This window comes from Paraburkholderia tropica (genome assembly GCF_914484835.1).
In the GTDB taxonomy this organism is placed as follows: Bacteria; Pseudomonadota; Gammaproteobacteria; order Burkholderiales; family Burkholderiaceae; genus Paraburkholderia; species Paraburkholderia tropica_A.
This window is the reverse complement of record NZ_CAJZAR010000105.1, coordinates 24,360-36,874: the sequence shown is the minus strand read 5'-3', so window position 1 is coordinate 36,874 and position 12,515 is coordinate 24,360. Positions and strand designations below refer to the sequence as shown.

The window sequence follows — 12,515 nt, the reverse complement described above, 5'->3', positions numbered from 1 at the left end:
CGCGGTTCGCGTCACGATTGTGTCCGCGCGCGTGTCAACGATCGTGTCTGCGATCGTGTCTGCGATTGTGTCCGCATCGATGTCGATATCGCTGGCAGCGTGGGCCCAGGACGGCGCGAGCGCGGCGTCGACGCTGGCCGTCGATCCCGGTGAAATCCGCAACTGGTACAACGATCCGTTCTTCGCGCTGTCGACGGCGTCGGGCGCGTGCCCGCAGCCGCTCGGTCCGCGCATGACCAAAGCCGAAGCCGACGACGACGCCCACTATCGCGTCGAGCGCGGCACGACCTGCTGGCTTGCGCACAAGTGCACGAAGCCGAACTCGTATCTCTATGACGCCGAAATCGCGAACGCAATCCGCGCCGCGTTCACCGACGACGCCACGCTCGCGGGCACGAGCATCTGGATCACGGTGCAGCGGCGCTTCGTCTACGCGGAAGGCTGCGCGCCCGCCGCGTTCGACCGCGCGGCACTGGAGCGGCGTCTGGCCGCAATCGCCGACGTCGAGCAGGTATTCGTGCGCCTCGCGCCCGATCCGCGCGCGCCGCTGCCCTACAAGACGCTGACGACGCCATCCGCGCCCGCCCCGGCGCACTGAACCCATCGAAGCCACCGGGCACATCGAGCGCAGCGGGCACACTGAGCCCGCTCATCATCGCCGTGCCGATGCGTCCCGGATGCCGCGCAGGCGCGACGCGGCATGGCACAATCGCATCGTCGAAAAACTAGAAAGCCCCCGGGGTACTCCATGACTCGTTTCGGTTCGTCGTTGTTCCGTCTTCGCAGGTTGCCGTTCGCGGCGGGAGCCTGCGCGCTGCTCGCGGCGCTGTCCGCATGCAGCAGCGGCCCGCCGCTGTTTCTCTCCGATGGCCGCCCGACGGTCCAGGTCCAGTGTCCGGCTGCCGGCGACCGCGACTCCTGCGTGCAGCAGGCCCGCGCGCACTGCGGCGGCACCTACGACACCGTCAACAGTTCGGTCAACGGCGACACGTACACGCTCGTGTTCGCCTGCCGCGCGACGAAGTAAGCGCGGCGTCTCGTCCGCGCCCGGAGCGTTCGTCGAGATGCGCGACGTCCGGGCGCCGGTCTCCAGGTCCGGCCTTCAGTCGCCAGGCGGCACGAAGGCCGGCAGGTTCATCAGCAAACGCAGCAGGTCGGGCTGGCGGCGCGTCGCGGTCTTTTGAAAGATCGACTGTAGTTGCTTGCGCACCGTGTCGTGCTGCACGCCCACGCGCGCGGCGATCTCCTTCTGCGTGTGCCCCTCCACGAGTAGATGCACGATCCGGCATTCGGCCGGCGAGAGGTCGAACGCTTCGGCGAGCACCTGCTCGTCCACGGCGGGCGCCGAGCGCGGGTGATAGAACATCAGCGCCGCGACGGCATGCGGCTCGGCGGCGGACGCATCGCCGGGCGTCAGCACGTTGTAGAACGCGTAGAGCACTTCGGGTCCGCTCGCGCCGGATAGGCCCGGTGCGCCCGGTACGAGCAACGCCGTGTCGATGTCCTGCGCGACGCCTTCGAGCCCTTCGCCCGCGACGATGCGCAGCGCGCGCAGCCGCGCCGCCGCCGCGCGCGCGCCGCTCACGCGGTTCTTCAGGCGCGCCTCGCTGATCGCCACGTCCTCCAGAAAACGCGCCTGATGCGGCGCGGCCAGCGCGAGCCGGCGACCGCGCACGCGCACGAGCGAAGTCGCGCGCAGCAGGCGCTGCGCGGCGTCGTTGCTGTCGAGCACTTCGCCGCCCGCGTTCACCAGCATGGCGGGCGCGCGGGCGCGGCTCGCGAGCGCGTCGGCGTCCGGCACGTGGCGGCGCGCCGTCACACGCGCCGCGCGCATCAGATGCGGCGTCAGGCGTTCGAGCAGCGCGCGCGCCGGTTCGGGAAACGGGCCGTTTTGCGCGTCGCCGCGCAAGGCGAGCAGCGCCGTGAGCGTGCCGCTGTCGATCAGCTTGCACAGCGAGACGTAGCGCGGACCCGCGGCGAGCAGGCAAGTCTCCGGCGCCGGCGCGCGCGCGTCGGGCGGATGACGGTTTGTGTCGTCGGGCGCTTCATGCGGGGACGGTTGCGGGCCGCAGTGCCGCCACGCGCCAGGCGGCGCGCGGCGCAGCCAGTCGAGCCGCGGATCGTCGCGATAAAGCGGACGGATCCGTTCTAGCGGCTCCGTTTCGAGCAGGCTGAAGCCGTCGGCCCAGGAAAACAATTCGCGCTGCCGCTCGAATGCGCAAAGGTGCACCGACGCGGCCCCCGTCGATTTCCTCAATTCCGCGCAAAAATCCTTCCAGGCGGAAGGCCGCTCGATTGTTTCGTAAATCGTGTGCAGCAGCCGGTCGTATTGCAATTCGTTCGATTTCACACCGTTCTCATTCTGATGCCCGGTGCGGCCTGCCGGTCGTGGAAAATGCGCAATGCATATTTCTTCCACAATTGAGGAATATACAGGACGAATAGCCGCCGCTAATCTTCGATCCTTAAAGTTGACCGGACGGTCATTATCCTGAGTGCCCCGTGCATGAAGTTCCGTGCGCCAGGCAACGGATTGGCGGGCGCCCCGACTTTATTCTTGATAAGCGATGCGATTTGAATGTTCACTATCCTGGACAGATAGCGGCAACACGGCATGAGATTAAGGCGGCGAGTAAATATTAATCGAAATCGGGCAGTAAATCATCGAATGCGCGGACACGTTTTGAATGGGCGTCGTCCATAAAGGCAGATCAGCCGGGGGCAGTAATGAATCACCATCAACTTGAAAAGGATTTAGAGCATCTCGAACATGTGATTGCAAGGCTTTCAGGCCAGGACCGCATTCCACTTTCTTATTGGCGCGGCCGTCTCGATTCGGTGCAGGTGTCCAGTCTGGTGCCTTCGCAAATGCAGCGCGTCAAGCGCCTTTCCGAAGCGCTGTGTGCGTTGGAGCGCCGCGCCAAGGGGTGTTCTTCACACGAATCGGCGCGTTAGTCTTCGCACGGTTTTTGGGCGTTTATGTAATAAATCGCAATGAAAAACGGAGATGTGCGAGAAAAATGCGCGATAAGCAGCACTCTTTGGCGCCGGAACGGTCACAATGGCGATGTGTGACCGAACTGGAGATCATTTTTTATGCCGAGCTACAAGCAATTGACCGCGCAACTCGAAAAACTCCATAAGGAAGTTGCGGCGGCTCGCGAAAAGGAAATCGAGCTGGCCATCGAGGAGATCAAACAAAAGATCGCCGAATACGACATCACGCCCGAAGAACTGGGTTTCAGCGCGAAGCGCGCGCCCGCGGCGCGCAAGAAGCCGCTGCCGGCGCGTTATCAGAATCCCAAGACCGGTGAGACCTGGAGCGGCCGAGGCCGCGCGCCCGCCTGGCTGTCCGGCCTGAAGAACCGCGATCGTTTCCTCATCAAGGAATGAGCGGGCGCGGGAAGCCGGTCGTGTAACGTGGCCCGCGCTTCCCGTAAAAGCTCACCCGTGGCGCGCCGCGCGCCGGCCGTCGCGCGCGCAAGCCGCCGCCGTCAGGGTCCATCCCGCGCAGTTGCTGCTGCGCTGTTGCTGCGGGATTCCGGCTCGAATGGAGCCGCCTGATCCGGCATTGCGCCGTCGCTTGATCGTTCGCGGGCGGCGTTCGCGAGCGTCCTCGACTCTCCCGTAAAAGCTCACCTCAGCGCGCCCGGCGGGCCGTCGCCGCAGTGCGTGGCGAATCCCTGCGGAAATCCGCGCAGTCATCCATGCTGGATTGCGCGCTGGATTGCGCCGCCGCGTTCGTCGAACTTTTAGTCGGGGGCGGTAATGACGTGTATCATTCGTCCCCTGGCGCATTTCCGCGCGCACGCCGGCCCCGGTTTTATCGACCGCTCGTGCTATTTGCCGGTCAGGCCCGCCTGACCCGGCGCGCAGGCCGCCCCCGCAACCCCCGCCGTGCGGCAGGTTGCCCGAATTCATCCGTGATACCCGCTCCATCCATGTCAGTTGCTGAACTCAGACGCCGCCGCACGTTCGCGGTCATCTCTCACCCGGACGCGGGCAAGACCACGCTCACCGAAAAGCTGCTGCTGTTCTCGGGCGCGATTCAGATCGCCGGTACCGTGAAGGGCAAGAAAAGCGGCCGCTTCGCGACCTCCGACTGGATGGAGATCGAAAAGCAGCGCGGCATTTCGGTCGCGAGCTCGGTCATGCAGTTCGAGTACGGCGACGCCGTCATCAACCTGCTCGACACGCCGGGCCACGAGGACTTCTCGGAAGACACGTACCGCGTGCTGACCGCCGTGGACGCGGCCGTCATGGTGATCGACGGCGCGAACGGCGTGGAAGCGCAGACGCTCAAGCTGCTCGAAGTCTGCCGCAGCCGCAAGACGCCGATTCTCACCTTCATCAACAAGCTCGACCGCGAAGTGCGCGAGCCGCTCGACCTGCTCGACGAAATCGAGCAGCACCTCGGCGTGGCGGCGGTGCCGTTCACCTGGCCGATCGGCATGGGCAAGGAATTCCAGGGCGTCTACGACATCCAGCGCGATCAGGTGCGCGTGTTCCGCGCGGGCCAGGAGTCGCTCGGCGGCGCGGTGGAAACGCTGCAGAACATCAGCGACGCCGATGGTGAAGCGCGCTTCGGCTATCACTGGAAGCGCACCAAGGAAGAAGTCGAGCTGATCACGGGCGCGACGCCCACGTTCGATCGCGACGCCTTCCTGGCCGGCGAGCAGTCGCCGGTGCTGTTCGGCTCGGCGATCAACAACTTCGGCGTGAAGGAAATTCTCGACGCGCTCGTCGATCTCGCGCCGCCGCCGTCGCCGCGCATGGCCGTGCAGCGCGCGGTCTCGCCGGACGAAGCGAAGTTCACGGGCGTCGTGTTCAAGGTGCAGGCCAACATGGACCTCGCGCACCGCGACCGCGTGGCGTTCATCCGCGTGTGCTCGGGCCATTTCGAGCGCGGCATGCAGCTGAAGGTCACGCGCAACAACAAGACCTTCCGCGCCAACAACGTGGTGAGCTTCCTCTCGCAGCGCCGCGAAACCGTGGCCGAGGCGTACCCTGGCGACATCATCGGTATTCCTAATCATGGTACGCTGAGTCTCGGCGATACGCTGACCGAAGGCGAAGACCTGCAATTCACGGGTCTGCCGTTCTTCGCGCCGGAAATTTTCCAGACCGTCGAAGTCGTCGATCCGATGCGCGCGAAGCAACTGGGCGAAGCGCTCAAGCAGCTCGGCGAAGAAGGCGCGATCCAGGTGTTCCGCCCGATCCACGGCGGCGCGACGATTCTGGGCGCGGTCGGCCAACTGCAGTTCGAAGTGGTCTCGCATCGCCTGTCGGCCGAATACAAGGTGGCCGTGCGCCTGATGCCCGCGCGCTATCGCCTTTCGCGCTGGGTCACCTGCGACGATCCCGCCGAGCTGCGCCGCTTCACCGACTCGTACGAAGCGCGTATGGCTTACGACGCGTCGAATGCGCCGACCTATCTGGCCTCGCACGTGTCGGAAATCGAAGTCGCGCAGAAGGCGTGGCCGAAGATCGTGTTCAACGAGCTGCGCGAGCATTCGGGCGCGCCGTTCCGCAAGTCGATGTAATGCGCGGCGCGCGGGCCATCCGGCTCGCCGCCACAAAAGCCAAGGGCCGCTTCGAGCGGCCCTTTTTTATGCGCTTTTCGCGATGCGCGCGATGTGTACGCGCGATTTACACCTGCGATTTAAATCCGCGATGTAAATCCGCGATTCACACCCGCGACGACCGCTCGATTCCCTGCGCCAGTTCGAGCCGGTTGCCGCCCAGCGATTTCGCGCGGTACAGCGCCGAGTCGGCGGCGGCGAGCAGGTCGGTGAGCGTGGCCGCTTCGGCGTGAGCCTGCGCGCCGTGCGTGAGCGCGAGGCCGATGCTGACCGTCGTGCGCAGGCCCGCGGCATCGGCGGGCTGCGCGGCGCTCGCGAAGCGGGCCGCGATGGTTTCGCCGAGCGCCTGCACCTCGGCCTCGTCGCGCCCCGCGATCAGCGCGGCAAATTCTTCGCCGCCGATACGCGCAAGCAGCGTCTCCTGGCCGAGCGCCGCGCGGGCGATGCTGGCGAAAGTCTTGAGCACGTCGTCGCCGGTCTGGTGGCCGTAGCGGTCGTTGATCGCCTTGAACTGGTCGAGGTCGAACGCCAGCAGCGCCACGCGCTCGCGCGTGCCCGCGCGGCTCAGCACGCGCGCGCCTTCCTCGAAGAACCAGCGGCGATTGCCGAGCCGGGTCAGATAATCCGTTTGGGATTCCTGCAAAAGCTGGCCGTGCGTTTCGTCGCGCACGAGGCGCAGCAGCGTCATCGGCAGCACGACCGAATAGAGCACGCCCTCATACATCGTCACCTTGCTGACGATCGGCAGCAGCGACTGGCCGTAGTGCGTCGCGAGCCACGGCAGCACCGCTGCCCGGAACGCATAAACGAAGGTGTGGACACCCGTGGCGATCACGGCGATGCGATGCGCCTGCGACCACTTGAGGCTGTGATTGCGCAGCAGCTCGCGCATGGCCATTGCGGAGGCGAGCGAGATCGGAATCGCCGTGAGGTAGAGCCACATGACGGTCTCGCCGCGCGTGCCCGCGATGATCCAGGCGATGGCGAGCACACCCATGATGACGGCCGACGCGACGCGGTTCTGGCGTCCGTTCATGACGGCGAGGCCGTGCGCGATCAGCAGATAGCCGGTCATGATGACCAGGTTGCTCAGTGCCGCGCCCCAGACGCCGGGCAGCGCGCTGCGCCAGATCGCGGCCCCGACGCCGACGCCGAGCGTGGCATAGCCGGCGGCCAGGATTTTCAGTTCCCTGCTGCGCCCGGGATGCGTGCGATGCTCCCAGAGCGTCATGCCGGCGCTGGCGAAAAGTGTTCCTATAGCCAGGAGGTAGAGGGTGAATAGATCGACGTGCATCGGGGGGGCGTAAAGGTGCTACGCCGGGACTTCACGGCGGCGTGGGGCATTTTACGACGAAATGACGGCCAGACGATGACGTGTCATTTTTCTTGTGGCGGACGATGCGAAGCGCGGCGAGAAGGCCGATTGCGCGCGAATAACGTGCCCAAAAAATACCCAGCAACGCGCCCGGATCGGCTTGCGATCGACGCGCGTTCGGTTCAGCGCCGCGCCTGGCGGTCTGCGACGCCGTGTCGCCGCCGCGCGAACGCAAGCGCGGCGGGCGAAATGCGCGCAGCGCCAGGCCGATTCGCCTATTCTGGTTCGTGACGATCGGTAGAGATTTCCGGCCGCCCGCGCACGCGGCGCGCGCCTTCGCACAACAGGAGGAGCAGTGACCGTACGCAATCTCGACGCCGTGTTCCAGCCGAAATCGGTGGCTGTGATCGGCGCTTCGCAGCGGCCCGGCAGCATCGGCAACATGGTGTGGCAGCGTCTGATCGAAGGCGGCTTCAGCGGCCCGCTGTTCGCGGTCAATCCGCGTCACGCAGGCGACGCCGGGCAGTTCGACGGCCGTCCCGTGGTCGCCGACGCGGGCGATCTGCCCGAAGCGCCCACCGTCGCGCTGATCTGCACGCGGCCGTCCACGTGGCCCGCGCTCGTGCATCGGCTCGGCGGCATGGGCACGCGCGCGGCCATCATTCTCGGCGAGGTGAAAAGCGAAGAAGACCGTGTCGACCTGCGCCACGCGCTCGCGGCGGCGCGCCCGCATCTGTTGCGCATCGTCGGGCCGGGCAGTCTCGGCGCGCTCACGCCCGCGCTCAACGCGCAGCTCGGTGCGGCTGCCACGGTCGCGCGCAAGGGCGGCGTGGCGTGGGTCTCGCAGTCCAACGCGCTGACCAACGCCGTGCTGCGCTGGGCCGGCGCGCGCGGACTCGGCTTTTCGCATGTGATCGCGCTCGGCGACGAAGCCGATGTCGATGTCGGCGACGTGCTCGACTATCTCGCGAGCGACCCCACCACGCGCGCGATCCTGCTCGAAGTGGACGGCATCAGCGCGGCCCGCAAATTCATGTCGGCGGCGCGCGCGGCGGCGCGCAACAAGCCGGTGCTCGCGCTGCGCAGCGGCCGCGACGATCCGGGCGACGCGCTCTATTCGGCGGCGTTCCGGCGCGCGGGCCTCGTGCGCGTCGATACCCTCGACGACCTGCTCGACGAAATCGAAACGCTCGGCGTGGGCCGCGTGGCCGCGAGCGACTCGGCCACGCTCATCACGAGCGACCGCGGCGTGGCCACGCTCGCGCGCGACGCCTTCAACAAGGCCGGCGACACGCTCGCCGTCTGGAGTGACGAGGCGCGCGCGGCCCTGGCGGCGGCGCTGCCGCACGCGCAGGCCGGCAATCCGCTCGTGCTCGGCGACACGGCCAGGCCCGAGCACTTCGGCCTCGCGCTGCAAACGCTGGCCTCGCAGCGCAGCACCGGCACGGCGTTCGTCGTGCACGCGCCCACTCACAGCGCGCCGGTCGAGCAGGTGGCGCGCACGCTCATCGAGCATCAGCGCTTCGCGTATCGCGGCATGCTGGCGTGCTTTTTCGGCGGCGTGGACGAAGCCACGCGCGACGCGCTGCACGCGCACGGCATTCCGGTGCACACCACGCCGCGGCGGCTGGCGCGCGCGTTCGCGCGTCTCGTCGATTACCGGCTCGGGCGCGAGTTGCTGATGCAGACGCCCGAGAGCCTGCCCGCGCAAGGCGTGGCGGCCGTCGACGTGGCGCTCGGTATCGCGCGCGGCGCGCTGGCGGCCGGGCGCACGGTGCTCGAAGGCGCGGAAGCGGCGCAACTGCTGGGCGCATTCGGGCTGGAAACGGCCGAGCCGCAAGCGCATCCGAACGCGGTCGTCGACGTGATCGTGACGTTTCGCGACGACGAGAACTTCGGCCCCGTGTTCCATTTCGAGGCGCCGTCGCCCGACGGTTTTTCGCCGCCGATGCGCGTCTACAGCCTGCCGCCGCTGAACCCGGTGCTCTCGCGCGACATCGTCACGCAATCGCCGTATGCGCGCCGGGCCGCGCCCGCGCCCACGCTCGCGGCGCTCACGGAGCTGTCGCAGGCGGTCTGCGAGGTGCGCGAGATCGTCGGCATGCGGCTCACGCTGCGCGCGCTGCCCGACGCCGCCGTGGTGGTCGCGCCGCGCATCGAGCTGGCGGAGAAGCGCAGCCGGTTCGCGATCATGCCGTACCCGCGCCGCCTCGAAGAGACCATCGACTGGCACGGCGAGCGCCTCACGATCCGCCCGATCCGCCCCGAGGACGAGGAAATGCACCGCGCCTTCGTCGAGTCGATGACGCCGGACGACCTGCGTCTGCGGTTCTTTTCGGCGGTGCGCAGCTTCGATCACACGCAGCTCGCGCGCATGACGCAGATCGATTACGACCGCGAGATGGCGCTGGTTGCGAGCGTGCCGGGCGAGGACGGCCGTCCGCATACGCTGGGCGTGGTGCGCGCGGTCGCCGACCCGGACAACGAGACCGCCGAGTTCGCGGTGACGGTGCTGTCCACGCTGAAGGGGCGCGGGCTCGGGCGGCTGCTGATGGAGCGCATCATTGCCTACGTGCGCTCGCGCGGCACGCATTGGCTGTTGGGCGAGGCGCTGCGCGAGAATGCGCCGATGATCGGCCTCGCACGCGCGATGGGCTTCACGGTCACGCCCACTGAAGATCCGGGCGTGGTGGGCTTCAGGATGCCGCTCGACTGAGGGCTGACTGACGCTTGACGCGGCTCAGGCGCCTGAGGGAAGGGGAAATCGCAGGGAAAATCGCAGGTGGAAACGAAAGCGGCCGCTCGAAGCGGCCGTTTTTCATGCTGTCTGCGCGCGCGCCGTGGCACGCCGCGCCGGAGATCAGCCCGCGATCTTCGCGATCGCCTCGTCCACCTGAGCGCGCGTGACCGACAGCTCCTCGAGCCAGGCCTCGGCGTACTGCGCGCCGGTTTCCTTCTCCAGACGCGCGATGGTCGCCGCGCAGCGCGCGCCGTCCTTCGGCGTGGCGATGAACGCCTTCACCGACTGGCCGCCCTGGAACGCTTCGAACAGCGGCACGCGGATCTCGTCGGGCAGCGCGCGCGTGGTCCACTGGTGCGTCTTGCCGTTGAACGTCAGCGACGGCGGCAGCACGCGCTCCTTGCGCGTCGCCGGAATCAGGCCGAAATTGCGCGCGGCTTCGGCGATCTGCTCGGCCGTGAACAGTTCGTCGGGCGTGATCTCGAATTGCGCGATCGCGGTTTCGACGGTCTTCATCGCGTCGGAGCGGTCGTCGCGCTTCTTCTGCGCGCGGGCCACGATGTCGCGCAGCTCGTCGGCTTCCTCGGCCGAAATCGTGAAGCTCGCCTGTTTCTGCTGAAGCTCGGAAAAGCGCTGGAATTCTTGATCGGTCAGAAGTTTCGCCATGAGATCGGAGTACGCGTCCGGGGCGCGATCGTGCGCCGGACGGAATTTGAGAGGGCCGCCATTCTAACCGTTTTGCGCGGCGCGGTTCCAGTTGCGCCGCGTGCGCGCAAAGGGACCGAACGTCGCGCAGGAAACCAGGACGCCTCTGATGTTCGGGGCCGCGCGCGCTTCCTATGCTCGCGGGATGAAACCTGCCGCCCCCACTCCGTCCGCCCGTTCCGACGCGCTGTTCAAGCGCGGCCTCGACCGTCTGAACGCCGATAAAACCATGCACGCCGAAGCGCTCTTGCGCGAGGCCGTCGACGCCGATCCGCGTCACGCCGACGCCTGGCATCAGCTCGGCGTCGTGCTCGCGCGCCAGCAGCGCCACGCCGAAGGCGAGCAGGCGATCCGCCGCGCGCTGGCGCTGAGCGAGAGCGGCACGTACCGGCGCGATCTCGCGTGGACGCTGCTCTGGCAGGGCCGCGACGAAGCGGCTGTCGAGGCCTATCTGTCGGCGGTGTTGCAGGGCGTGCGCGAGGCGCGTCTGTTCAACAACCTCGGCAATCTGCTGAAAAAGCGCCACGATCTCGCCGATGCCGAAGCGGCCTATCGCGCGGCCATCGAGACCGATCCGGCCTACGCGTTCGCGATCGGCAATCTCGCGGTGCTGCTCAGCGAAGCGGGCCGCGACGAGGAAGCCGAGGCGTGCTTCCGGCGCGCGCTCGACCTCGAACCGCAGGCCGCGAATCTCTGGCAATGCTACGGCGCCATGCTCGAACACCAGCATCGTCTCGACGAAGCCGACGCCGCCTATGCACGCGGCGGACGCTGGGAGGCGGTGCAGTACGTGCGGCGGCGTCTCGCGCACTGGACCGGGCTGGAGGAGATCGATCAGGCCGCGCTGGCGATGATCGCGTCCGGCGCGGCGGAGCATCTCACGCCGTGGAGCCTGCTCGGCATGCCCACGCTCACGCCCGAATGGCATCGCGAGGCGGGCAGGCGTTTCGCCGAATCGCGCTGGCGCGGCGAACTGGCGGCGGCGCCGATGGTCGCGCGCGGCGCGGGGCTGGCCGAGGCGCTGGCGGCGTTCGAAGCGGGCGGGCGTTTGCGCATCGGCTATCTGTCGGCGGACTTTTACGATCACGCCACGCTGCGCCTGCTGGCGGGCGTGCTCGAACTGCACGACGCGGCGCGCTTCGACATCCATCTGTATTCGTATGGCGGCGTCGCGCCCGATGCAGACTGGCGCAAGCGCATCGCGCAGTGGCCCGTCACGATCCACGAAATCGACACGCTCAGCGACGCGCAGGCGGCCGCGCGCATCGCGCAGGACGGCGTGCATCTGCTCGTCGATCTGAAGGGCTATACGACCGGTGCGCGGCTCGGCATCACGGCGCTGCGGCCCGCGCCGGTCATCGTCAGTTGGCTCGGTTATCCGGGCTCGCTGGGCGCGCCGCGTCTGGCCGACTATCTGATCGGCGACGCCACGGCCACACCGCCCGTCACGGCGTCGCACTACAGCGAGACGCTCGCGCTGATGCCGCACAGCTATCAGCCCAACGATCATCGCCGCTCCAGCGCGACGCGTGCCACGCGCGCCGAAGCGGGCCTGCCCGCGCGCGGCTTCGTGTTTTGCAGCCTCAATCAGACCTTCAAGCTCAATGCGGGCATCGCGTCGATCTGGTGCCGCCTGCTCGCGGCCACGCCGGGCAGCGTGCTCTGGCTGCTCGATCCGGGCCACGAGCGCGCGCGGGCTACTCTGCACGCGTTCTTCGCGCAGCACGGCGTGGCGGCGGCACGTGTGATTTTCGCGCCGCGCGTGCCGCAGTCGCAGCATCTCGCGCGTCTGCCGCTCGCCGATCTCGCGCTCGACACCTTGCCGTACGGCTCGCACACCACGGGCAGCGACGCGCTATGGGCGGGCGTGCCGATGGTCAGCGCGCCGGGCCGGCTGTTCGCGGGGCGCGTGGGGGCGAGCCTGCTGCGCGCGGTGGGGCTGGAGGACTTGATTGCGCGCGATCTCGACGCGTATTTCCAGATCGCGCTCGCGCTCGCGAACGATCCGGCGTGGCATGCGAAGGTGCGCGAGCGGCTCGCGCGGGCGCGCGGCAACGCGCCCCTGTTCGATACCGCGCGCTTCACGCGCGACCTGGAGCGGCTGTATGTGGCGATCGCCGCGCGTGAGACGCAGAGCGTGGGCGATCGCGCGCCCGTCGTGATCGTTGATTGA

The 12,515-nt window shown here is 67.8% G+C and carries 10 protein-coding genes; 7 read left to right on the top strand and 3 right to left on the bottom strand.

Going from position 1 to position 12,515, the window contains the following annotated elements; genetic code table 11:
• Positions 1 to 79: 79 nt before the first annotated feature.
• Both LDO54_RS37615 and LDO54_RS37610 read left to right on the top strand, forming a co-directional pair.
• Entirely contained in the window at positions 80 to 598 is a 519-nt protein-coding gene (locus LDO54_RS37615) for a BON domain-containing protein (RefSeq protein ID WP_224018064.1), read from the top strand.
• Positions 599 to 748: 150 nt separating this feature from the next.
• Positions 749 to 1,027: a hypothetical protein gene (locus LDO54_RS37610; protein WP_224018062.1), complete on the top strand. Its 279-nt coding sequence runs from the start codon at positions 749 to 751 to the stop codon at positions 1,025 to 1,027.
• Positions 1,028 to 1,102: 75 nt separating this feature from the next.
• On the opposite strand, the gene LDO54_RS37605 is transcribed toward LDO54_RS37610, so the two are convergent.
• Positions 1,103 to 2,350, bottom strand: coding sequence for a helix-turn-helix transcriptional regulator (locus tag LDO54_RS37605; protein ID WP_224018060.1), 1,248 nt, complete (start codon positions 2,348 to 2,350; stop codon positions 1,103 to 1,105).
• A 377-nt stretch (positions 2,351 to 2,727) separates the two neighbouring features.
• Between LDO54_RS37605 and LDO54_RS37600 the strand changes: the two genes are divergently transcribed.
• The 3 genes from LDO54_RS37600 to LDO54_RS37590 all read left to right on the top strand — a co-directional run bounded on the left by LDO54_RS37600 (position 2,728) and on the right by LDO54_RS37590 (position 5,543).
• Positions 2,728 to 2,955: a hypothetical protein gene (locus tag LDO54_RS37600; RefSeq protein ID WP_224018058.1), complete on the top strand. Its 228-nt coding sequence runs from the start codon at positions 2,728 to 2,730 to the stop codon at positions 2,953 to 2,955.
• A 141-nt stretch (positions 2,956 to 3,096) separates the two neighbouring features.
• Complete coding sequence (locus tag LDO54_RS37595) at positions 3,097 to 3,393, top strand: H-NS histone family protein (protein ID WP_224018056.1); 297 nt, start codon at positions 3,097 to 3,099, stop codon at positions 3,391 to 3,393.
• Positions 3,394 to 3,941: 548 nt separating this feature from the next.
• Positions 3,942 to 5,543 carry a peptide chain release factor 3 gene (locus LDO54_RS37590; protein WP_224018054.1) on the top strand — a complete coding sequence of 534 codons (1,602 nt, stop codon included), beginning with the start codon at positions 3,942 to 3,944 and terminating at the stop codon, positions 5,541 to 5,543.
• A gap of 145 nt (positions 5,544 to 5,688) precedes the next feature.
• Here the strand turns inward: LDO54_RS37590 and LDO54_RS37585 are convergent, their stop codons facing one another.
• Positions 5,689 to 6,876, bottom strand: coding sequence for a GGDEF domain-containing protein (locus LDO54_RS37585; RefSeq protein WP_224018052.1), 1,188 nt, complete (start codon positions 6,874 to 6,876; stop codon positions 5,689 to 5,691).
• A gap of 376 nt (positions 6,877 to 7,252) precedes the next feature.
• Between LDO54_RS37585 and LDO54_RS37580 the strand changes: the two genes are divergently transcribed.
• Positions 7,253 to 9,613 carry a bifunctional acetate--CoA ligase family protein/GNAT family N-acetyltransferase gene (locus tag LDO54_RS37580; protein ID WP_224018050.1) on the top strand — a complete coding sequence of 787 codons (2,361 nt, stop codon included), beginning with the start codon at positions 7,253 to 7,255 and terminating at the stop codon, positions 9,611 to 9,613.
• A gap of 144 nt (positions 9,614 to 9,757) precedes the next feature.
• Here the strand turns inward: LDO54_RS37580 and LDO54_RS37575 are convergent, their stop codons facing one another.
• On the bottom strand, positions 9,758 to 10,303 hold the full coding sequence (locus tag LDO54_RS37575; protein WP_224018048.1) for a hypothetical protein: 546 nt from the start codon (positions 10,301 to 10,303) through the stop codon (positions 9,758 to 9,760).
• Positions 10,304 to 10,487: 184 nt separating this feature from the next.
• Here LDO54_RS37575 and LDO54_RS37570 point away from each other — a divergent pair, with 184 nt between their 5' ends.
• The gene (locus LDO54_RS37570; RefSeq protein WP_224018046.1) at positions 10,488 to 12,515 is read left to right on the top strand and encodes an O-linked N-acetylglucosamine transferase family protein; all 2,028 of its coding nucleotides are present in this window, start codon (positions 10,488 to 10,490) and stop codon (positions 12,513 to 12,515) included.

Bases quoted from the DNA above. Each gene is read 5' to 3' on its own strand.
- LDO54_RS37615 (WP_224018064.1), top strand. From the start codon at position 80: ATGTCGATATCGCTGGCAGCGTGGGCCCAGGACGGCGCGAGCGCGGCG.
- LDO54_RS37610 (WP_224018062.1), top strand. From the start codon at position 749: ATGACTCGTTTCGGTTCGTCGTTGTTCCGTCTTCGCAGGTTGCCGTTC.
- LDO54_RS37600 (WP_224018058.1), top strand. From the start codon at position 2,728: ATGAATCACCATCAACTTGAAAAGGATTTAGAGCATCTCGAACATGTG.
- LDO54_RS37595 (WP_224018056.1), top strand. From the start codon at position 3,097: ATGCCGAGCTACAAGCAATTGACCGCGCAACTCGAAAAACTCCATAAG.
- LDO54_RS37590 (WP_224018054.1), top strand. From the start codon at position 3,942: ATGTCAGTTGCTGAACTCAGACGCCGCCGCACGTTCGCGGTCATCTCT.
- LDO54_RS37585 (WP_224018052.1), bottom strand. From the start codon at position 6,876: ATGCACGTCGATCTATTCACCCTCTACCTCCTGGCTATAGGAACACTT.
- LDO54_RS37575 (WP_224018048.1), bottom strand. From the start codon at position 10,303: ATGGCGAAACTTCTGACCGATCAAGAATTCCAGCGCTTTTCCGAGCTT.
- LDO54_RS37570 (WP_224018046.1), top strand. From the start codon at position 10,488: ATGAAACCTGCCGCCCCCACTCCGTCCGCCCGTTCCGACGCGCTGTTC.